Below are 18,319 nucleotides of genomic sequence, written 5' to 3'. Positions count from 1 at the left end.
GGGGGGCGTGTCCTCCTTCCTACCCACCGTTTCCTCACCCGACAGCCATAGACGCCCCCGTCACTGGCCCCCTTCAACCGAGCGAGACGGCTCAGCGCCGGCGCCGCGGGGGGGGCTTTGTGCCTTCTGGAGGACCGACGTGCCGACCTATCGCCTGTCTGTCCTCCCCACCCGCCGTTACACCTGCAGGAGAGGGACGTCCGGCACGTCCGCGAACACGTCCCCCCTTGTGTTGAGCGGATACGAGCGCGGCTGATGTCCCGTCTCAGCGAAGTTAGTCGGACGGAAGTCGCTGCCCTGGAGGGACTCGATTGGTGGAGACAGGAGTCTGTTGGCATCAGTCCATCAGCGGCTGGTCGTGGACATAACGTCTGATGATGCCGTAGGAGATCGAGGTGTCGTGTTCGTCCATGAGCTACGCCCAGATCTGCGTGGGACCGTGACCGGCCTCGATCACGGAGTCGATGAGTGGCTGAACGGGATCGATGGCGGCCGGCCGGCGAGGAAGTGGCTTGCGGGGGCGGGCATCGTGACCGTCCAACGCGGCCCGGACGGTTCGCCAGGTGACGCCGTGGCGTCTCTCCAGTGCCCGTGCCGAGAGAGCTTCCGTTTCAGCGTCGTGGCGGATGCTCTGGTAGAGCTCCTTCTTGTCGACCTTCTTCGTCGGCGTGGAAGGTGGACCTGGCTTGCGACGTCGGCGGGATTCTCGACGACGGCCGAAGTCTGCCCCTCTGACGGCACGTGAGTTCTAGGGCTTGTCTGGCAAAGGATCTTGGGTGGCTCGGAGCCAGAGGATGAGTGAGGCCAGGTGGACTCCGGCCCGGTAGCGGTGGGCAAGTTTGTCGAAGCGGGTGGCTATCGCGCGGAACTGCTTGAGACGGCCGAAGCAGCGTTCGACGACGTTGCGGGCCTTGTAAAGCTCGCGGTCGAAGGCTGGCGCAGGGCCTGGCGGATCGCCCGTGACGAGTACGCCGTGTCCGCGAGCACCACGTCCGGTCTGCAGCGGGGACGTCCGGCACCGGTCCGGGGCACTCGCAGCTCGCCCATGACGGTGTCGAAGACGGTGGAGTCGTTGATATTGCCCGGCGTGACGACGACGGCCAGGGGAAGGCCCCTGCCGTCGCAGGCGAGATGAACCTTGGTGGTCAGCCCCCCGCGGGACCGGCCGAGCGCCTGGCGAGCTGCCGAGCGTGCCGGATATTCCAGTTCGCCCGACACCGCCCCCCTTTTCCCGGGCACCGGCGGCGTGCTGGTGGGCTCGGTTGACTGTGGAGTCGACCGACACGGTCCACTCCACGGCCCCGACGGCGTCGTCCCGGACCTGAACCTGCTGCAGCAAACGGGCCCAAGTGCCGGCCGCCTCCCAGCGGGCGAACCGCTCATAGACCGTCTTCCACGGCCCATAGCGTTCCGGCACGTCACGCCACGGAGCACCGGTCCGCAACCGCCACAACACCCTGTTGATCACCTGACGATGATCCCGCCACGGCCGCCCACGGCCATCAACACCAGGCAGCAGCGGCACTATCCGCTCTCACGCCGAATCCGTCAGCTCACCACGACCCACCACAAGATCAATTATCAGACAGAACCTAGCCCGTTCCCGCCACACCTCCGCCCGCTCCCTGGAGCGATACGCACGGCCCGGCGTCGACTCGGTCGCCCGACACATCGCCGAACACGACCCCGCCGCACGTAGAGCCGAGCGGATCAGGGCTTCAAGATCGTCCCCTTGCCCCTTTGGCGCGTATCTCGGTCACATCCTTTCCGGGGGCGCTGGTCTAACGCCTTCAGGAGGACGAGAAGCGAACAGGTCGAGCTCGATCTGGATCATTTCTCTCGCGGACCGAGGTTGGCACGACCTGGGCCTTCTCGGCGGCGGTACATCAGATCGAGGCCAGCCGTCAACGGCGGGCCTCCATCTATGGACGGCCTCACCCCGCCAGGCGTTACATCGAGAACTTATGGAGCCCGCATCAGGTCCGATCGGTTCTGCCTCGGTCCCGTTAAGTGGGCGTTGAGGTGGCGCGGCGCCCGAGGGAGTTCCTAGTGTGCGCCCGCAGATGAGTGGTCATCGGTGACTGCTCTGCGGCGAGGGGAGAGCCTTGAACGGCTACAGCACGGTCGGCAAGCTGGTACGGGACCGCATCCCGCAGATCATCCGGGCGGACGGGGCCGAGCCGATCGTCCGGACCGCGGGCCCGGAGGAGTACCGCAGGCGTCTGCGGGACAAGCTCGGCGAGGAGATCGCCGAGTTCCTCGCAGCGGATGAGACCAGGGCGTTGGAGGAGCTGGCGGACGTGCTGGAGGTGGTACGCGCGCTCGCCGTCGATCTGGGCGTCGGCCCGGGTCAGTTGGAGAAGATCCGCGAGGCCAAGGCACGGGAGCGGGGCGGGTTCGCAGGCAGGATCGTGTGGATGGGCAACCGCCAGCCCCGCGCTGCGGGAGCTCACGACCGACCCGCCTGAGCGAAGAAGCTCTCCAGGAAGGTCGTGCGCCCGCGTACCTGCGTAGGTGGAGCTGCTGTTGTTCGAGTCGGTCAAGATGCTGGAGCGGGTGCTGGCCCGGCTCGACGCGGCGACCGCGAAGCTTCAGGCGGCCTGCCTGAGGAGCGCGCCGGGCCTGCGCTCATGCCCGGGGTGGCTCTGCCGATGACGAAGAGCAGTGTTTCGCGGGCAGTTCGGGAGGCGTGGCCTCGTCGAATATCGATGGCTTCGGACAGCAGCTCGGTGCCGACCGGCAAGACCTCGTGTGCCGCTCGTTCGGGGCCCGGGATAAAAGCGCTGGTTACGGGCGCGGGCGGCGGCCGCCATCTCGGACTCGCTTACCAGGTCAAGCAGGGGTACTGGCTACTCGGTAATGCCGGGCAGCGCACCGGCGGACAGGCCGGCGTCGTGCATCTCCTGGATGCATTTCATCTGCCAGTCCTCGTAGACGCCGAGGTGAGAGGTGTAACCGAAACACAACAGATGCGCCAGCTTGTGCAACTCGTTCACCTGCTCGTAGAAGTTGACGTTCTTCTGTGTGGGGCGGGCTGGAGCACGGTTGGGTACGCGCCCGACGACGGCGTAGCGGAATGTCTCCCCCGTCTTGTCCTCGCTGTCCAGCCAGTTCAACTGCTGCCAGGACTCCGGGTCGATGCGCTGCTCCGGCGCTGGGAGATCCAGCAGTGCAAGGTACCGATTGAGGCAGTCCGCCAGCTTCCTGATGTTGTGCGTGTGCAGGCGGTTGTCCAGCTTCCCGGGGCTCAGGTCCTCGGCACCGTTGTAACCACCACGGATCGCGCAGCGGGCAGCCGTCCGGATCAGCCACTTCAGCGACAGCTCGATGCTGTGCCGGTAGTTGTAGAGGATCGGGATGGGCAGCCGATCATTTGGCCCGTGGTCAATCCAGTGCCGAGCGGCCATCTCAGCTACGTCCAAGTAGCCCCTCGCGATGGCGAGATCGTCTTCGCTGGCGCCTCCCCAGACCGCGATCTCATACTGCGACCACGGAGGACGTGGCAAGCTCAACTGGTCCTTTGCACCTTTCACCGGACCAGGATGGCAAACGTACAGGGCGCTCACTACCGATTTCCCGTGTCTCGTGAGACACGGATCGCAGCCCGTTCTCGTCGACATCGAGACCGGGCTCGGTGAGTGCCTCCCGAGGTCGTCGACAACTGCTGTCTTGTGTCGTGGATAAAGCCACCCGGGGACTGTCCTGTCTGACTCAATCGGGTCGCTTTCTCAGCGAACCTGGTCGCATTGGTGAGGGGACTGGGGTGCTGAATGGCGGTGGCCGGGCGCCGGGCTCGGGGCGGGGCCCAGAACATGCGGGGGTGTCGAGCTAGTCGCCCCGTAGCCAGGACCCTGAATGTGGCGCGGCGCCGCGGCGCTTCATCGTCGGGGGCGAACACGTTGGCGCGAAATGCTGGCCAGCACCTATTGCTGCAGCCGCTACTGTCCGCATATGACGTGGCTATCACTGCTTGGACCGCTTGTGGGGGCCGCCATTGCCCTCGCCTCGGCTCTCCTGGTCGAGCGCCGGCGCGAGCGGAGAGAAGAGCGAGCTGAGCGCCGCACGGCGAGGCAAGAGGTGTATGCGCGCTACCTCGCCGCTCACGCCGAGGTCCGGACGCAACTGAGGGTCCTTTCTGTCGCCACCGGCCTCACCGACGAGGAACGCGGGCACCGGGCATTCACCGCATACGCCGCCTGCTACGCCTCCCGTTATGAACTCGCCGTGCTGGCGCCACAGTCCGTAGTGACACCCGCGAAGAGCCTTGACCGGCACGCTCGGGATCTTCGCGATGTCGTAATCGAAGGTACGCACGTCGAAGTCCCAGGTGGACGAATGAGGGAGTACCTGGACGCCTTGGAAGTCGTGCACGCAGCGATGCGGGCGGATCTGGGCGCTGACATCACCAGCTGATAGAAGTGCATCCCCGCGAGTGCCGTATCAGGCAACGTTTGCCCTCTTGCGAGGAATCCCGGCAACCTTCCCTCGGTGTTCTCCCCCGCCCCGTGCTTGCCGCCCGACTACTGTTGGCGGCCCTCGACCGCCGACCACTGTCGTGTCTCAACGAAGTTGGTCGTTCACGAGGCTCTGATCTGCATGGGCCGAGTTGCGTGCTCCAGCCACGGCTCGAAGCCGACGTGCTGTCGTGCCGTCGCCGCCCAGTACCAGCCCGTTAGGTGACGCTCGCCCCGCGACCAGCGGAACGTACGTACCGGAGCGACATCCTCAAACCGGCTCGTCACACAATCCCGCAGCGGACGCCGATGACGCCCGTGAATCGGATCCACGTACGACAGCTCAACGCGCAGCCCTGCCGGATCTACGCCAGCCGGTACAGTCATTCAGCACCCCAGCCCCCTCACCAATGCGACCAGTTTCGCTGAGACAGAACTCCAGACGACTCGGTTCGCTGAGAAAGCGACCCGATTGAGTGAGACAAGACAGGGACCATCTACTGGCGGCGGTGCCACTTGTGCTCGTCGCCGTGCAGGATTGCCGCCCTGGCTGCCCAGGCCAGGATGCTCTGTCCGCGCATGGACAGTCCGAGCCGGTTCCAGTGGAAGATCACGTGGTAGCTGAGCACCTGCCGCAGCCCGCGGTCGAGGGTTCCGTCTTGGACAGCGTGGTAGAGCGCCTGGCCTGTGTCGTGGAAGGCGGCGGCCCACTCGGCAACGGGCTCCAGCGGACCCCCGGAACGCAGCAGGGCGTCGGTGTCGGCGAGGAGCAGGGGACGGATCTCCTGGGCTCGGGCGTTGAGCCGTTCCACCGGGGCATCGCTGATGGCCGAGCGGTGTTCCTTCGTGATGACGCGGTGCCAGACATCGCCCTGCTCGTACCACTCCAGTCTGGCGGCGCGCATCATGATCGTGCACAGGAGGACGGACAGTTCCCGGGGCCCCACAGCGAGGTCACCGCGCCGCCGCAGCTGCTGGGTCTCCCGGCTGTCGGTGACGAACAGGGCGTGCGCGGCCGTCATGCTGGCCTTCCCTCCGAACGCCGCGGTCTCCGGCTCGTAGATGCCGGGCCACCAGCGTTGGAGGTGGCCCTCAGATACGAGCCGGTCGAAGTCGTTGCCGACAGTCGACTTGGCGTCGGCCGCGGGCTGAAGGCGGATGCGCAGGCGCCAGCAGGGGTGCTTTCTGGTGTACCACCAGCCGTCGATCGCGCCGGTGGTCTCCGCGTTCCGCAGCACGGGAAGGACGTGCGTGGTGAAGGTGGTGTCGGCGTTCGCCCAGTCGGTGAAGTGGAGGTATGTCTGCCACCAGTCGGTGGTGACGGTGTGGCGGTCCAGGGCTTTCCGGCCGGCCTGGTCGTAGACCACGATCGCGTCGGAGAGGACGACGGGGTCCATCTGGTACTGGTGCGCGGCGTCGGCGATCGGCAGGCCGGTCAGTACGGCGAGGACGGCACGCTGGGTCGGGCTCGGCTCGGTTTCCTGAGTCAGTTGATCAAGAGGCATGAGTCCCATCCGGTGGTCGGCGTCTGCTGCGAGGTGATGGTGGTGAGGGCGAGCGCGGTGCCGGCGGCGCCGTTGAGCAGTCCGGGGGGCGGCGGGTCACCGGGCTCGGCGTGCGTGGTGAGGGCGTCACCAAGGCGTTCCGGGAGGGTGCGGAGCCGCGGGTCGAGTGTGTCTGCGGCGGCTCGGTGAGCAGTCTGGTAGATGCCCGCCCATCCGTGGCAGAGGCCGCTGTCGGTGACCTGGGCGAGCTGCGCGGGATCGGTCAGGGCCCGGTACAGGGCGTCCTCGTAGAACTTCTGGAGCGAGGGGGAGCGCAGGGCGATCCCGGCGAGTTGACCGGCGCGTGCGATGCCCGTCGTGCCGTAGCACCAGCTCGGCCGCGCTGGGGCGTGGTGGTGGGGGCGCCCGCGGTCGAGGTCGTGGTGCGCGATGTGCTCGGGCCACCAGGGGCCGGAGTCGCTGTGCTGGCACCAGGCGTCGAGGTGGGCGCAGATGGTGAACATGGCGTCTCGGTGGCCGCTGATGGTGATGCCTCGGCGCAGGGCCTGGGCCAGGAGGAGAAGCGGGCCGGTGATGCCGTGGGCGGCGCCGAAGTTGCCGTGTCCGCCGGGGAAGTAGGGGGATTCGCCGCGGGCGGGGTCGTGGTGGACCCACCAGCCGGGAAGTCCTCGGCCTGCGGGAGCGAGGGGGCGGGTCAGGGCGACGAGGTAGTGCAGAACCCGTTCCAGGGCGGGGCCTTCGGGGTCGGTGCGCAGGAGGTAGGCGCCGATTCCGGTGAGGCCGTAGAAGAGGTCGTACTCCGAGAAGGTGGGCAGGTCGCGTCTGTCGATGCGGGCGAGTGCGGCGTCCACGCGGCGGTGCGCGAGGTCGGTGATGTGCTGGTGCAGGGTCGCGCGTGCCGCGGCGTACAGGTGCTGGTAGGCCGGGGGGACGGTGGTGAGGAGGAAGCCGACGGCCGGGGCCCCCAGGAACAGGCCCGTCTGGTCGGCGGCGCTGACGGTCCCGGAGGCCGCGGCTGTGATCCATCGGTGGGCGGCGCGCCAGGCGCCGCCGTACCGGCTGGCGATCTCGGTGTGCAGCAGAGCGATCCCGGCGGCGCCCTCGGCGAGGGATTGCGCCGCCCAGGGCTCGTTCTCCGACGCCGGGACGGGCTCTGCCAGGTGCGTGGCGTACTGGTCGAGGAGGGCCGATGCCGTGGCGGGCAGGGCGGTCATCGGCTGGCCTTCTGGTGCTGGAGGGCCGCGGTGCGCACGAGCCGCAGCGTGATGTCCTCGGCGGTCGGGCTGACGCCCAGGGCCCGGACGTGGTGCTGATGGAGCAGCGATCGGGCGGCCCGCATCGGGTCGGCGCCGGCCCGGCAGAGCCGGTAGGCATCGAGGGCGGCAGTGCGGGCCTGCCACGCCCGGGTGACGACGTCGCCCCCGGGAAGCGCGCCCAAGGCGTCCCGGCCGCCGGGAGAGGTGAGTTCGAGCATCTGGTCGCGCAGGCGGGGGTCGAGGCGGCCGGTGGTCTGCGGCAGCCGCCGGACCATCCAGTCCGTGGCCTGGGTGGTGGAAGGGGCGAGGTGCTGGACGAGATCGTAGGCGCTTGCGGCGGCGAGGGCCTGCGGGGCGACGGCGTCGGTCTGGTGGGTGAGCCGGATCTGCGCGAGGGCGGCGGCGGAGTCGGCGGCGAACACCCGGTGCGCGGCGTCCATCGCATCGCCCTGCCCGAACCGGCCGGTCTGCGGCCGGTAGTCCCCCAGGGTCAGGCCGGCCGCCAAACCGACGCGATGAAGGGCATCCGCCCAGTCGTGCACGTTCTCGGCTGCCGCGCCGTAGGCGCCGGGAGCAAGGTGGAGGACGAGGTCGAGGTACTGGTCGGCGTCGGGGCGAGCCGTCTGGCGGTGCCGAGTGAACCACCACAAGATCGGGTGTTCACCGAACTCGGTGAACAAGGGATCGAGGTGCTGGGTCAGGATTTCGTCGTACCGGCCGGGGTGGGCGTGCAACCGTGCGTACAGCACGTCGCCGGAACCCGGCAGGTGGAACGGCACCGGTCCGGCTGCGGCCGGGATGGTGCTGCTGTTCTCGGGGTGCTGCGGCGGCGCGGGGTTGCGGAGGGAGACCCACACCTCGTGGGCGCGGCCGATCCAGCCGTGCGCGTCGGCCGGCGGCGCCTCGCGCAGTTCCAGGCGCCGGTTCTGGTCGAGCTGGGATCGGAGCAGACGGCGGTGTACGGGGTGGGTCAGGTCCAGCGGAAGGCGCTGGTCGTACTCGACCATGCTGACCGCGTCCGGCATACGCAGCCGGGTACGCCACGCGTCGAACGCCTTGTCCCAGCAGTCCTGTTCGGCGGTGCGGCGGGGAAGCTCATCGGCGGTGAGCAGCCAGCGGGCGGGGGCCAGGATGGTGCGGCGGTAGCGCACGCGGGGCAGGTACGGCAGGCGGGCCGCGGCTCCGAAGTCGAACGGCTTGTACGCGGCGTACCGGGCGCCGGCGACCTCGGCGAGGAACCGGGCCAGCGCCGGGGTCTGGACGCTGGCTTCGAGGGCGTGCAGGACCCGCACGTCCAGGTGGCGGCCGGTGGAGTGCTGGATCAGGTGGAAGTGGCGGGCGTCGGCGGTGACGGCGATGTCGTCCAGGCTGAGCGTCCCGCCGCTGGTGGCCGGGTTCTCGCCCACGGCGATGACGTGGTCCAGGAGCCGCGCTGTGCGGATGACGTTCTCGTTGCGGCGTTTGCGGGGCGGGAAGCTGAGCTGCGCGGTGAGCGCGTTGGGGTCGGTCCGGTAGCCGGCGGCCAGGTCCTCTTGCTGCTCGGGGGCCAGCAGGTGGGCGAAGCGGCCGGCCATGCTGCTGCCGGGCCGTGGGACGGCGGTCAACACGATCTCGAAGGCGCCGCGCGCAAGGTCCGCCGGGAACGGCGCGCGGATCTCGAAGGCGGTCTCCACCCGAGGGACGAAGTGCGGTTCGGTGCCCGCGGCGGCCGCCAGGGCGCTGATCGTCTTGTCGGTGAGGACGAGTTCGCCGCCGTCCATCAGCACCGGTTGCAGCAGCGCGAGCAGCGCCTCGTCCCGGTCGGTGAGCAGCTTCGGCGGTCGGTCGCGTTCCGATCCGAGGTAGCCCGCGGGCAGGCCGAGCCCGCTGTCGGAGACCAGCTCCAGGACGGGGACTCGGGCGCCGGCGCCGTAGCGGGCGCGGAAGCGGCGGTGGTAGTCGCGCCAGTGCTGGTAGCCGTAGGGCTGGGAGGTGGTGCGGTACAGCGCGGTGACCGCGGCCTGTACTTCCTCCAGGACCGCGGCGGGTATCTGCACGTCGCAGTCAAGGGCGGTGTCGATGACCAGCGGGGTGGGGGTGGCCTCGGACAGTGCGCGCATCCTCGCCGTCAGGCGGCCGGGCGTCGCGCTGGTGGTGGGCTGGGTGCCGGCGATCTCGTCGCGTAACTCGTAGAGCTCGGTGACCAGTTCGTAGAGGTCGGGGATCGAATCGGCGGACACCCGCTCCAGCTCTGTGCACAGGTGGCCGAGGGCGTCCATGGTGGTCATCGGCGCCCACAGGCTGGTCAGCAGGATCTGCTGGGTGATCAGGTCGCCCAGCAGCCGGTCGATCAGGTCGGGCCCGGCCTGCGGGAAGAGCGTGCGCAGCTGTACGTGCAGGTCGTCGTAGACGACTGGTCGGCGCGTGGCCTCGACCGCGGCGGCGACCGGGCAGGCGTGGCGTACGGATACCTCGACCGGCGCCATGAGCTCGGCGTACGCGTCGGCGGGCGGTCCAACGGCGACCAGTCGGCTGCCGCGCTGCCGGGCGGTGTTGTTGGCCACCAGCAGCAGCCGCTTCAGCAGCTCCGGGTTCGCTTGGAGGCGGAGGATGAGGTCGGTGACCCATTCGGCGTCCGCGCGCAGCAGCGCCCGGTGCTTCTCGCGCCACTGGACGTGCGCCGTCTCTGCGACGGTCACGGCGGCGGTGCCGGCGAACAGGCCGTGCGGGGTGGGGCGGTTCTGCCACCGCAGCAGGTAGGAGATCGTGGACAGCGCGATCCGCCGGATCTGGCGGGGCTCGGTCTGGCGCCCGTCCACGGCAGCTTGGACCGCTTCGGTGAGCACCGGGGTGGCCGCGGACAGGGCGGCCTGGAAAGCCGGGTGCTGCCAGGTCCGGTGCAGCCACGCGCGGGTGGCGGCCGCGTCGTCCAGGTCGAGCGTGGCGGGCAGTTCCACGGGGGCCTGGCTGGTGGTGGCCCGCAACAGTGCGGGGCCCTGCCAGCGGTAGCTGACGGCCGAGGGGGTGGCCATGGGGCGTTCCCTTCCGGTACAGGCGCATCGATGGCCGGTGGGCCGAGCGGGACGTACATCACGCCCGGCCCACCGGGTGGAGGAGCCTGGGGATCAGGCGGGGTCCTCGATGAAGGAGCTGCACGCGGAGGCGCCGTTGGCGCAGGTGCTTCCGCAGCCGTCGTTGGTGCCGCACATCAGCTTGCCGTGCGGGTGGGAGGCGACGACGACCTTCACGTCGAGCGGCGCGAAGTCGTCCTCCACGGTCGCCAGCGCGGCCGTCGGCGCGGTCGCCGGGGCCGGAGTGGTGATGCTCATGGTGGTGCCCTTCCTTCCGATATGGATGGTGCGGGAACCCTGGCCTGCGGCTACTGCTTGGCGGGCCAGGAGAGCGAGATCCGGCTGTGGACCTTGTCGATGACCCGGTCACCGGGGACCTGGTCATCGGGGGTGCCGGCCGGATAGACCCGGATGACCGGGCTGGGGCCGCCGCGGTGTTCGCCTGCCCAGTCGCGCAGGTGACCGGCGATGGTCTCGGCGAACGCGGCGGCGTCGGGGCCGAGGGCGTGCACGCCGAACTCGACGTGCTTGTTGTCCTCGGTGCGGCGGGTGGTGAGGTAGGCGAAGGTGCGACCCTCGCTGTCCACGGCGGCCAGGGTGAAGCCCTTGTGGTTCGGGGCGACGATGCCGGAGTCCAGCTCCGGGTCCACGGCCATGATGCAGAAGCCCGGCAGCCGGATGGCCAGGTGCATCTGGAGGGTGTCCAGCAGCTCGCTGACGCCGATGGTCACGCCGGTCCACGTCTCGAACCGCGGGAAGGTGACGGCGTTGTCGAGCAGGCTCGGGTCGGAGGGCAGGCCGTCATCGAACCGCAGCCCGATCTCCGGGGTGCCGTTGACCAGCAGCAGATCCTCGTCGTGTGCGCTGGAGCCCTGCATGGGGACGAACCCGCAGATTTTCGCGGACTCGCTCTCCAGGTGGTCACCGACACGGGTGAACGCAACGGAGCGGGTCAGGCCACGCATCCGCAGCGGCACCACCAGGCGCCCGCCCTCCTTGAGCTGGTCGATCCAGGCCGGCGGAATGTCCCAGGCTCCGACGGTCACGAGCACGACATCGACCTTCCCCAGCCCGGGGATCGGCTCGGCGGCGTCGCCCGTGCAGACGGTGACCCGGCTGTAGCCGTGCTGCTCCAGCAGCCGACTGGCCCGGTCGGTGACGACGGGGTCGATGTCCACCGTGGTGACCTCGCCGTCGGAGCCGACGAGTTCGGCGAGGTAGGCAGCGTTCAGCCCGCCCGACCCGATCTCCAGCACGCGCATCCCCGGGCGGACCTGGGCCTGCTCCAGCATGAGGGCCTGAATCTGCGGCGCCGATACGGAGCTGAGCTGCACCCCGTACTCATCGGTCTTGGTAATCACCGCCGCGTACGGCTCGTACGCCTTCTCCAGGCTCGCTTCGGGGGCGAACCCGTGGCGCGGCACCTTGCGCATGACGGCCTCGATCTCGGCAGAGGAGATCGTGCCGTCCGCGCGCAGCTCGTCCACCACCTTGTTGCGCAGGCGGGTTGCCTCGTCGGGCTCGACGGTCGTGTTCGGCATGAAGTTCCTTCGGTCGTACATGTTCGGGGGATGCCGGCAACAGAGTGCCGGAGGCTATCGGGGACGTACTTCATTCCCGCCAGCTCACGTGGCCAACGGTGTCTGCTGATAGGGGGGAGAGACCCGCCTGTAGGGCCGGTGCCCGGGCTGCCTGTCAGGTCGCGCCATTTCGCAGCTTCAGACGCACGGGGGTGATGCCGTGGAGGGATATGAGGGCTTGGTGGGCGACGACCCACGGGGCCCGGGGGCTGCGGTAGCGGACGGCGGTCAGCCTGTTTGCCGCGAGGTGGAGTCGCAGAGTGGTGGGGTCGTAGAGGGCGCCGGCAACGCCCCAGGGGCGGACTTCGTCGACGACGACGGCGGTGTAGCTGCGCTTGCGGCCGCTGCGGGTGCGTGCGACGTGGGGTGCGCACTGGTGGCACACAGGTGGTGTGGCTGTCACGTACCCCTCGTGTACCTCGGCGGTGTCGAGGAGGAACAACGGCTGTTCGGGGTGGGGTGGGTCGTCGTGGAGCGCGTGTCCGCCCAGGGTGGAGGAGGCATCGGCGTGGCACAGGAGGTAGGCCATTGCGGTCCGTTGCCGGTAGGAGTGGACACGATCTTTCAGGGGGTGCCCGCGGCCGGCGGAAATGGTTTGGCGGCGCCACAGAATGCCGTGGTGGTCGCGGTCGTGGGGCAGTTCGCCGCGGAAGGCAAGGCGGAGGGAACCATCGGGGGTGACGCGGACGGTGACGGAGGGGGTGGCGTCGGTCTCCTGGGACCACGCCACCACGTACAGGGGCTCGGGGAGTGTCACGGGGTGAGGGCTCCCAGGTTGAGGGTGGCGATGTCGGGGAGGTGGTCGCTCACCGTGCAGGCAACTTCCGAGTCGCTAACGCTCCAGCCGGTCAGGACCGGGGCGAGCCCCTCGGAGAGGAGCACGAAGTCGGACCAGTGCGGCCATTGCCGCGGCTCCGACTCGGGCCCGGGAGGAGCGGGCCGGGAGAAGGGGATGCGGTGGGTCACTGTGCCTCCGAGCGGGTTGCGGTCCAGCTGTGGAGCCCGGCGTGGTCGAGATACAGCACGCACGGCTCGCCGTCGGGGGCCGCGTCGGGGCAGTTGCGGCGGACCTCGAACCAGCAGCGCCGCCACCGTCCGTCCTCGTGATCGGTCCAGCGGACCCAGAGGGCGTAGCCGTCGGACAGCTCGGTCAGGCACAGGGCATGGGCGCATTCGGACGATTCCTCGTGGTCCGCGACGAGGATGCAGAAGGCTCGGCGTAAGACAGCTGCGGCCAGGGGCGCGAGTTCGGGCCGGCTGGTGCGGAGCTGGTCTTCCAGGGCCTCCCGGGACGGTGCGAGGACGTAACAGAACTCTGGGGTCACCGTGCCTCCGTGAGGTCGGCGCGGTCGTTCAGGTCGACGACGGCGTACTTCGTCAGCTCACGGACAAGCAGTTGCGCGATGGTCCAGCGCGCGTCGTAGGTGCCGTAGGGCACGGGTACGTCGGTCGGCTGGTCCTGTTGGACGCGGTGGCCGGCCCAGCGGTACGGGGTGCCGATGATGCCGTGGAGGCGGTGGCGGGTGACCAGAAGCGCGGTGTAGCCGTGCTGGAGGGCGGCTGCCTCCCGGACGGCGACGGGAGCGTGGGCCAGGCACACCGGCGGCAGCACCGTCCGCACCGGCTGCGAGGTGTCCACGCCGTCGGGGACGAGGAACAGCGTCCCGGTCCCGAGCCGGGGGCGGCGGGAGCTGCGGACGGGCCGGACGGGCATCTCGCACAGCGCGCACGTCAGGTAGAGCATGGGCTGACGCTGTCCGTCCGGGGCTGTGCGGTCCCACAGGACATCGCGAAGATCCCGGTCGCCGGGGTGCTCGGTGACGTAGCTGAGGCGGAAGTGCCCGGCGGGGCCTCGGCGGACGCACAGCGGCGGTCTGTCGTGCTCCCCGGCCGTCGGAGCGAGAAGAAGCTCTGCGGTGGTCACGCGGCGACCGCCAACCCGGCCGACGGGCGGCGAGGCCCAATGACCTCGCCGTCCGGCAGCAGCTCGCCGGTGTCCTCGAAGAGCAGAACACCGTTGCACAACAGGCTCCAGCCCTGATCAGGGTGGCCGGCCACGGTGTGCGCGGCGTCGCGGTCGGCGGCATCGGCGGAGGGGCACGGCGGGTTGTGAACGCACATGGCAGGGGCAGATTCCTTCCAAAGGGCGGCGGGTCAGAGCGCGACGGGGTGGCGGGAGGGGTGAACCGGGCGGGAGGTGCGGCGGCGGTAGGGGATGCCGAGCTGGCGGGCACGGGTGATGAGGTGCGCGTCCGTCGCGGCGCCGGTGACCTCGCACAGTGCGCGGATATCGCGCTCGACCGCGGGCAAGGACTTGGTGGTGCGGCCGGAGATGGCCCCTGCGGTCATGCCCTGGGACAGCAGCCGTATGAGGGAGACCTGCCCCGGGGAGAGCCGCACGGCGACCTGGCAACGGGGCGCCTCCGGCGGCGGGGCGGGCAGCGCACCGGCGAGGTAGGCACGCTCGACGGCCGCGGCGTCGCTCATGTCACGGTGGCCCAGCCGGTCCTTGGCGCTGGGCAGCAGCCGGTCTCGGACCGTCTTCACCCGCATGGAGGTCTGCGCCGCGATCTCCACCACGGAAAGACCGTGCGCGATGCCCAGCAGGGCCGTTACCTCGGGGCCCGACAGCTCGACCTTCAACATCGAAAACTCCGTGTAGGTGAGGCGGTCAGGGGCGGGTGCTGTCCTGCTTGGGGCGGCGGCGGCTCAAGGCGCCCTTGGCGAAGGGCAGGGACGCGTAGTCGTGGTCGAGCACGGTGAAAGTCCTTTCGAGCTGGGCGAGTTGGTTACGAGAGAGACGGGAGGGGGAGGACTGCGCCGCCGCGGTGCCGCCGAAGCGCAGTGGCAGGCGGCGGCGCGGGTGCAGAGCACCGGCAGGTCAGCGGCAGAGGAACTCCGACGGGAGCGGCTCTCCAGGACCAGCACCCGGACGGCGTCGTCACGGTGAAGTCCACGGGACTCCCCCGCCGGAGGCCGGCCGTGGCCCGGTCGGCGGCGCGGTGATCACCCAGCCACGCCCACGCGGCCCCGAAGCCGGCGTGATCGAGGTCGAGCAGCGCGGCGCGGACCGATTCGCGCAGCCACTCCATGGCCAGGTCAGGGCTCGCCGCGACGAAGCTGTGCAGCACCGGCCGACCGTCGACTTCGAAGCCGACCGGCCGCCCCTTCTCGTCGATGCGGTCCAGGTACGCCCAGTACGCGGACGGCGGGGTCACGCACACCGCAACTCCCGGACCCAGGGGCGAGGTTCGAACGTCGGCAACGGCCCGGCAGCGTCGTCCGGATCGAGCCTGTCGATCAGCTCCTGGGCGGCCATCGCCATCCGACGCACCTGCACGACACCCGCGGTGGCGGCTGCGGCCGGACCGACACGGAGCTTGTCAGCACGCTCGATCGCCACGTCGAACCCCGGCTCCGAACAACGGTGCACGGCGGCACGGGCCCTGTTCACGAGCTGCCCCAGCAAGCGGTCCAACCGCTGCGCACGCAGACCCGGCTCCGAGTCGAGGCCCGGCTCCTGGACGGCAGGGGTGCTGCGGCGACGCATCAGTCCCGACGCTCGGTGGCTCCCGGCGATCCCCTCCGGGCCAGCCGGCGCACCGAGTACCGCATCAAGGTCTTCGTCGAACTCAGCCAAGTACGAGTCGTGAACGCCAGCCAGAACTCGCAGCATCGCGGTGACGCTGGCATCAAAACGCCTCTCGTCCAGAAGCATCTGTTGAGGTGCGGGCTCCTGCGCTTCTGCGGGAAGCCCGGCGGGCTGTGCTGCCCGGAGGTCGGTGGTCGGTTGCACGGGGGACTCCTGATCGTCGTCCGTTGCGCTGCCCTCCGAGACCCCTAACCAGCCTCGAAGGGAAGTGCACCCAGGTAACCGCCCACCCAGGCCTGCTTGACAGGCAATTCGGGCTTGCCTCATGAGGTGTTCAACCGGAAATTTTTACCCTCGTGAGTGTTCAGCGCTCGTGTCGCGGCTATCGTGAGGAGCATGAGCGAGAACCGAGAGCTGGCGGCGTACATAGCACGCGCAGGCTTCACTCAGGCGGGCCTCGCGGACTCTCTAAACATCCGATTGGAAGTTCTGACCGGAAGTCCGGGGAAGTTGACTGATCGCCATGTCCGAAACTGGTTAACCGGGAAGACTCGCTGGCCTCATGCGAAACAACGCCTGGTTCTTGAACAAGAGTTTCGCTGTACGGCAGTTGACCTTGGATTCTCCCCTCCCACTCCCAGCGAGCAAGCCCCCTCGGAGGCTCCTATGTTGCGACGCGATTTCGCGACAGCTACGGCTTCTATCACTGCCGCTTCACTGCTTTCTTCATCGCCCGCCACTGGGCTGTCACGAGTGGGGATGTCAGACGCTGATCGCCTTGAAAGGAACTTCCACGAACTCGTTCGGGCAGATAACGAGGGCGGAAGTGAAGTTCGCCTGGAGACTCGCGCGTTGGCCCACGCGAAACATGCGCTAGATCTCCAGGATGCAGGGCAGGCGTCTACTCGGGTGAGGAATCGGTTGTATTACCTGGCATCTGCTTTCACTGGCACTGCACTCTGGGCGGCAGTGGATGGGCAAGAGCCCAAGCGTGCCCAGAGGCATCTACAACGAGCTATGCAGTTGGCGGGCATGGCTGGTAGCAGTGAAATGCAGATGCGCCTATGGGGCCACGCAACACTTCTCTCTTTTCAGGAGCAACACTTGAGGGATGCGCTTGCCGCAGCTGAGGCTGGGCGGCGATCCCATGCTTGCAGGAAAGACCCTCTTTATCGGGCGCTGGCGAATGCACGACTAGGAGGGATCCAGTCAGCTATCGGCGACGAACGTGCGACTCTGCGGGCTTTCGATAACTCTGTTCAAGCATATGAAATCGCTGACCCGCAGGCAGAACGGCCTTCTTGGATTGGATTCTTTGACCGGGCCGAACTCGAAGGGCTGTCGGCGTTGGCAAAGGCGCGGCTTGGTCGTCACGCTGAGAGTGAAGCCCACCTGTACAGGGCGTTGGGGAAACTGCGGCCGGAGTACAGAAGGAACCGAACTTACTACGGAGTGCACCTGGCGCTCGCGCAGCTAGCGCAAGAAGAAGTCGAGCAAGCTTGCGCTACCATCGCCGCGTTCCTTCCAGGGACAGGGGAGCCGAAGCTCTCCGGGCGCACTTTTCGCTGGGTGAGGAAGTTCGACCTCAAGCTGTCTCGCTTGGCGCCTGGGTCTAAGTTCGCTGCTGAAATGAAGGACCGCCTGACTGAAGGGGAACGGAAATCGTGACGGTCAACGTGAAGCACTTCGTTTCTGAAGATCTCTCGGAGATTCGGCAGCAGATACTCGACATCCATGCCGAGGTGCGGCGCCGAGATTTCGGACTGACTGGCCCATTCTATGACGTTGACCGCTTCGATGAAAGGCTGTCTCGGTACGCTTCTCGCCCAGGCTGGACCGCCGTTTTGGGATATGAAGGTGATCAGCCTGTGGGATTCTGCTTCGGGACTCCCCTCGGGACTGATACTCGATGGTGGAACAGCATGAAGGTGCCGCTTCCAGGGGATATGGCACGGGAAGACGGAAGGCGCACTGTGGCCTTGAACGAGATCGTAGTGAGAAAGGAATGGCGTGGCCGCAGTATTGCGTGGCAGCTTCACGAGGCGTGGCTGACCCATCGACACGAAGAGCGTGTGACGCTGCTGGTAAATCCCGCAAACGGCAATGGGGCTGTGCAGGCCGTTTATGAAGCATGGGGATATAGGAAGGTGGGAGATCAGCAGCCTTTCCCTGATTCTCCTGTATTTGCGGCGATGCTGCGCGCTGTTAAGCAGTAAGCGGTAGACAGCATGTATCCGGTTAGCCGTTGCGGCATTCGTGTGGAGCTGCAAGAACTTGCGTCCCGTGACGTCAATGCGGTATAGGCTCGCGACGGTACTCGCCTACTCCGGGGCGACCTGCGTGGTCGTTCAGCTCAGGGTGTGCTCGGGTAGGGGAACTCTCGGAACGCCTCAGCAAGCGTCATGAGGTACGGCGTGCCCGTACTCAGGATCATTCGGCACCTGGGTTCACGGTCGGGTGCGGGTCAAGCAAAGCTTCATGGGCCGCAAGTTGTTCGGGCGTTCCCACGAATGCCGGGCCGGCGTTGGCCGGCAACTTCGCGACGACCACGGCGATGGCGTCTTCTACGGTTGCGGCCGAGCCGACTGATTCGGTACGTAGCGGGCCTGAAACCCAGTAGCCACCGCCCTTGGCGGGCTGGATGTAGGGGATGTCCCATGTCCAGCTGGGTTCGGTGCAGCGGCTGAAGTGCAGTTCCCCCATGCCCGTCCAGGGGAAGAGCTGCCGAAGGCGAGGCTCCCGGCAGGCGGCGTCGATGAGATCGTCGCGGACTCGCCCGTCTCGGCGAACGGCCTGCCAGCCTGCTTCCGTGATCTCGTGGCCTGTGGAGGGATGGGCATGCGTGCCCTGATCATCGAAGGGCATGAGTGTCTTCCTCTTTC

21 protein-coding genes and 1 pseudogene are annotated in these 18,319 nt (G+C 68.3%); 6 read left to right on the top strand and 16 right to left on the bottom strand.

The window, feature by feature from the left end:
- Positions 1 to 400: 400 nt before the first annotated feature.
- Positions 401 to 745, top strand: coding sequence for a hypothetical protein (locus ABT345_RS17235; protein WP_345077155.1), 345 nt, complete (start codon positions 401 to 403; stop codon positions 743 to 745).
- A 3-nt stretch (positions 746 to 748) separates the two neighbouring features.
- On the opposite strand, the pseudogene ABT345_RS17230 reads toward ABT345_RS17235, so the two are convergent.
- Positions 749 to 1,528: pseudogene (locus ABT345_RS17230) on the bottom strand (IS5 family transposase).
- Between the two features lie 577 nt (positions 1,529 to 2,105).
- Between ABT345_RS17230 and ABT345_RS17225 the strand changes: the two are divergent.
- Positions 2,106 to 2,468, top strand: a complete 363-nt coding sequence (locus tag ABT345_RS17225) for a nucleoside triphosphate pyrophosphohydrolase (protein WP_345077158.1) — start codon at positions 2,106 to 2,108, stop codon at positions 2,466 to 2,468.
- A 46-nt stretch (positions 2,469 to 2,514) separates the two neighbouring features.
- On the top strand, positions 2,515 to 2,655 hold the full coding sequence (locus ABT345_RS17220) for a hypothetical protein (protein ID WP_345077161.1): 141 nt from the start codon (positions 2,515 to 2,517) through the stop codon (positions 2,653 to 2,655).
- A 194-nt stretch (positions 2,656 to 2,849) separates the two neighbouring features.
- Here ABT345_RS17220 and ABT345_RS17215 read toward each other — a convergent pair whose 3' ends face one another.
- Positions 2,850 to 3,533, bottom strand: coding sequence for a hypothetical protein (locus ABT345_RS17215; protein WP_345077164.1), 684 nt, complete (start codon positions 3,531 to 3,533; stop codon positions 2,850 to 2,852).
- Between the two features lie 418 nt (positions 3,534 to 3,951).
- On the opposite strand from ABT345_RS17215, the gene ABT345_RS17210 reads away from it, so the two are divergent.
- Positions 3,952 to 4,413 (top strand): hypothetical protein, encoded by a 462-nt coding sequence (locus ABT345_RS17210; protein ID WP_345077167.1) that lies wholly within the window; start codon positions 3,952 to 3,954, stop codon positions 4,411 to 4,413.
- A 538-nt stretch (positions 4,414 to 4,951) separates the two neighbouring features.
- Here the strand turns inward: ABT345_RS17210 and ABT345_RS17205 are convergent.
- The 13 genes from ABT345_RS17205 to ABT345_RS17145 form a co-directional block, all read right to left on the bottom strand.
- Entirely contained in the window at positions 4,952 to 5,959 is a 1,008-nt protein-coding gene (locus tag ABT345_RS17205) for a thiopeptide-type bacteriocin biosynthesis protein (protein ID WP_345077170.1), read from the bottom strand.
- A complete protein-coding gene (locus ABT345_RS17200; protein ID WP_345077173.1) occupies positions 5,941 to 7,173 on the bottom strand; it encodes a lanthionine synthetase C family protein in 1,233 nt (410 codons plus the stop codon). The genes ABT345_RS17205 and ABT345_RS17200 overlap by 19 nt, the downstream gene beginning before the upstream one ends.
- A complete protein-coding gene (locus ABT345_RS17195; protein ID WP_345077176.1) occupies positions 7,170 to 10,226 on the bottom strand; it encodes a lantibiotic dehydratase in 3,057 nt (1,018 codons plus the stop codon). Before ABT345_RS17195 ends, ABT345_RS17200 begins: the two co-directional genes overlap by 4 nt.
- Before the next feature lie 93 nt (positions 10,227 to 10,319).
- Positions 10,320 to 10,523 (bottom strand): FxLD family lanthipeptide, encoded by a 204-nt coding sequence (locus tag ABT345_RS17190; RefSeq protein ID WP_345077179.1) that lies wholly within the window; start codon positions 10,521 to 10,523, stop codon positions 10,320 to 10,322.
- 50 nt (positions 10,524 to 10,573) lie between these two features.
- Positions 10,574 to 11,806: a methyltransferase, FxLD system gene (fxlM, locus tag ABT345_RS17185; RefSeq protein ID WP_345077182.1), complete on the bottom strand. Its 1,233-nt coding sequence runs from the start codon at positions 11,804 to 11,806 to the stop codon at positions 10,574 to 10,576.
- Between the two features lie 154 nt (positions 11,807 to 11,960).
- Positions 11,961 to 12,602, bottom strand: coding sequence for a hypothetical protein (locus ABT345_RS17180; RefSeq protein ID WP_345077185.1), 642 nt, complete (start codon positions 12,600 to 12,602; stop codon positions 11,961 to 11,963).
- The gene (locus tag ABT345_RS17175; protein WP_345077188.1) at positions 12,599 to 12,811 is read right to left on the bottom strand and encodes a hypothetical protein; all 213 of its coding nucleotides are present in this window, start codon (positions 12,809 to 12,811) and stop codon (positions 12,599 to 12,601) included. The genes ABT345_RS17180 and ABT345_RS17175 overlap by 4 nt, the downstream gene beginning before the upstream one ends.
- The gene (locus ABT345_RS17170) at positions 12,808 to 13,170 is read right to left on the bottom strand and encodes a hypothetical protein (RefSeq protein ID WP_345077191.1); all 363 of its coding nucleotides are present in this window, start codon (positions 13,168 to 13,170) and stop codon (positions 12,808 to 12,810) included. The genes ABT345_RS17175 and ABT345_RS17170 overlap by 4 nt, the downstream gene beginning before the upstream one ends.
- A complete protein-coding gene (locus ABT345_RS17165) occupies positions 13,167 to 13,769 on the bottom strand; it encodes a hypothetical protein (protein WP_345077194.1) in 603 nt (200 codons plus the stop codon). The genes ABT345_RS17170 and ABT345_RS17165 overlap by 4 nt, the downstream gene beginning before the upstream one ends.
- On the bottom strand, positions 13,766 to 13,966 hold the full coding sequence (locus ABT345_RS17160; RefSeq protein ID WP_345077197.1) for a DUF5999 family protein: 201 nt from the start codon (positions 13,964 to 13,966) through the stop codon (positions 13,766 to 13,768). Before ABT345_RS17160 ends, ABT345_RS17165 begins: the two co-directional genes overlap by 4 nt.
- A gap of 33 nt (positions 13,967 to 13,999) precedes the next feature.
- On the bottom strand, positions 14,000 to 14,491 hold the full coding sequence (locus ABT345_RS17155; protein WP_345077200.1) for a hypothetical protein: 492 nt from the start codon (positions 14,489 to 14,491) through the stop codon (positions 14,000 to 14,002).
- Positions 14,492 to 14,634: 143 nt separating this feature from the next.
- Positions 14,635 to 15,063, bottom strand: coding sequence for a hypothetical protein (locus tag ABT345_RS17150; protein ID WP_345077203.1), 429 nt, complete (start codon positions 15,061 to 15,063; stop codon positions 14,635 to 14,637).
- Complete coding sequence (locus ABT345_RS17145; RefSeq protein WP_345077206.1) at positions 15,060 to 15,641, bottom strand: hypothetical protein; 582 nt, start codon at positions 15,639 to 15,641, stop codon at positions 15,060 to 15,062. The genes ABT345_RS17150 and ABT345_RS17145 overlap by 4 nt, the downstream gene beginning before the upstream one ends.
- A gap of 192 nt (positions 15,642 to 15,833) precedes the next feature.
- On the opposite strand from ABT345_RS17145, the gene ABT345_RS33255 reads away from it, so the two are divergent.
- Together ABT345_RS33255 and ABT345_RS17135 are read left to right on the top strand one after the other, a co-directional pair.
- The gene (locus ABT345_RS33255; RefSeq protein ID WP_486389284.1) at positions 15,834 to 17,105 is read left to right on the top strand and encodes an NsdA family TPR-like regulatory protein; all 1,272 of its coding nucleotides are present in this window, start codon (positions 15,834 to 15,836) and stop codon (positions 17,103 to 17,105) included.
- Positions 17,102 to 17,653, top strand: coding sequence for a GNAT family N-acetyltransferase (locus tag ABT345_RS17135; protein ID WP_345077212.1), 552 nt, complete (start codon positions 17,102 to 17,104; stop codon positions 17,651 to 17,653). Before ABT345_RS33255 ends, ABT345_RS17135 begins: the two co-directional genes overlap by 4 nt.
- 214 nt (positions 17,654 to 17,867) lie before the next feature.
- Here ABT345_RS17135 and ABT345_RS17130 read toward each other — a convergent pair whose 3' ends face one another.
- On the bottom strand, positions 17,868 to 18,302 hold the full coding sequence (locus ABT345_RS17130) for a DUF6193 family natural product biosynthesis protein (RefSeq protein WP_351322542.1): 435 nt from the start codon (positions 18,300 to 18,302) through the stop codon (positions 17,868 to 17,870).
- Between the last annotated feature and the right edge of the window lie 17 nt (positions 18,303 to 18,319).

This window comes from Streptomyces sp. NPDC000404 (genome assembly GCF_040300365.1).
GTDB lineage: Bacteria > Actinomycetota > Actinomycetes > Streptomycetales > Streptomycetaceae > Streptomyces > Streptomyces ramulosus.
Note: the sequence above shows the minus strand (reverse complement) of the source record. Positions and strands in the feature narration are given on the sequence as shown.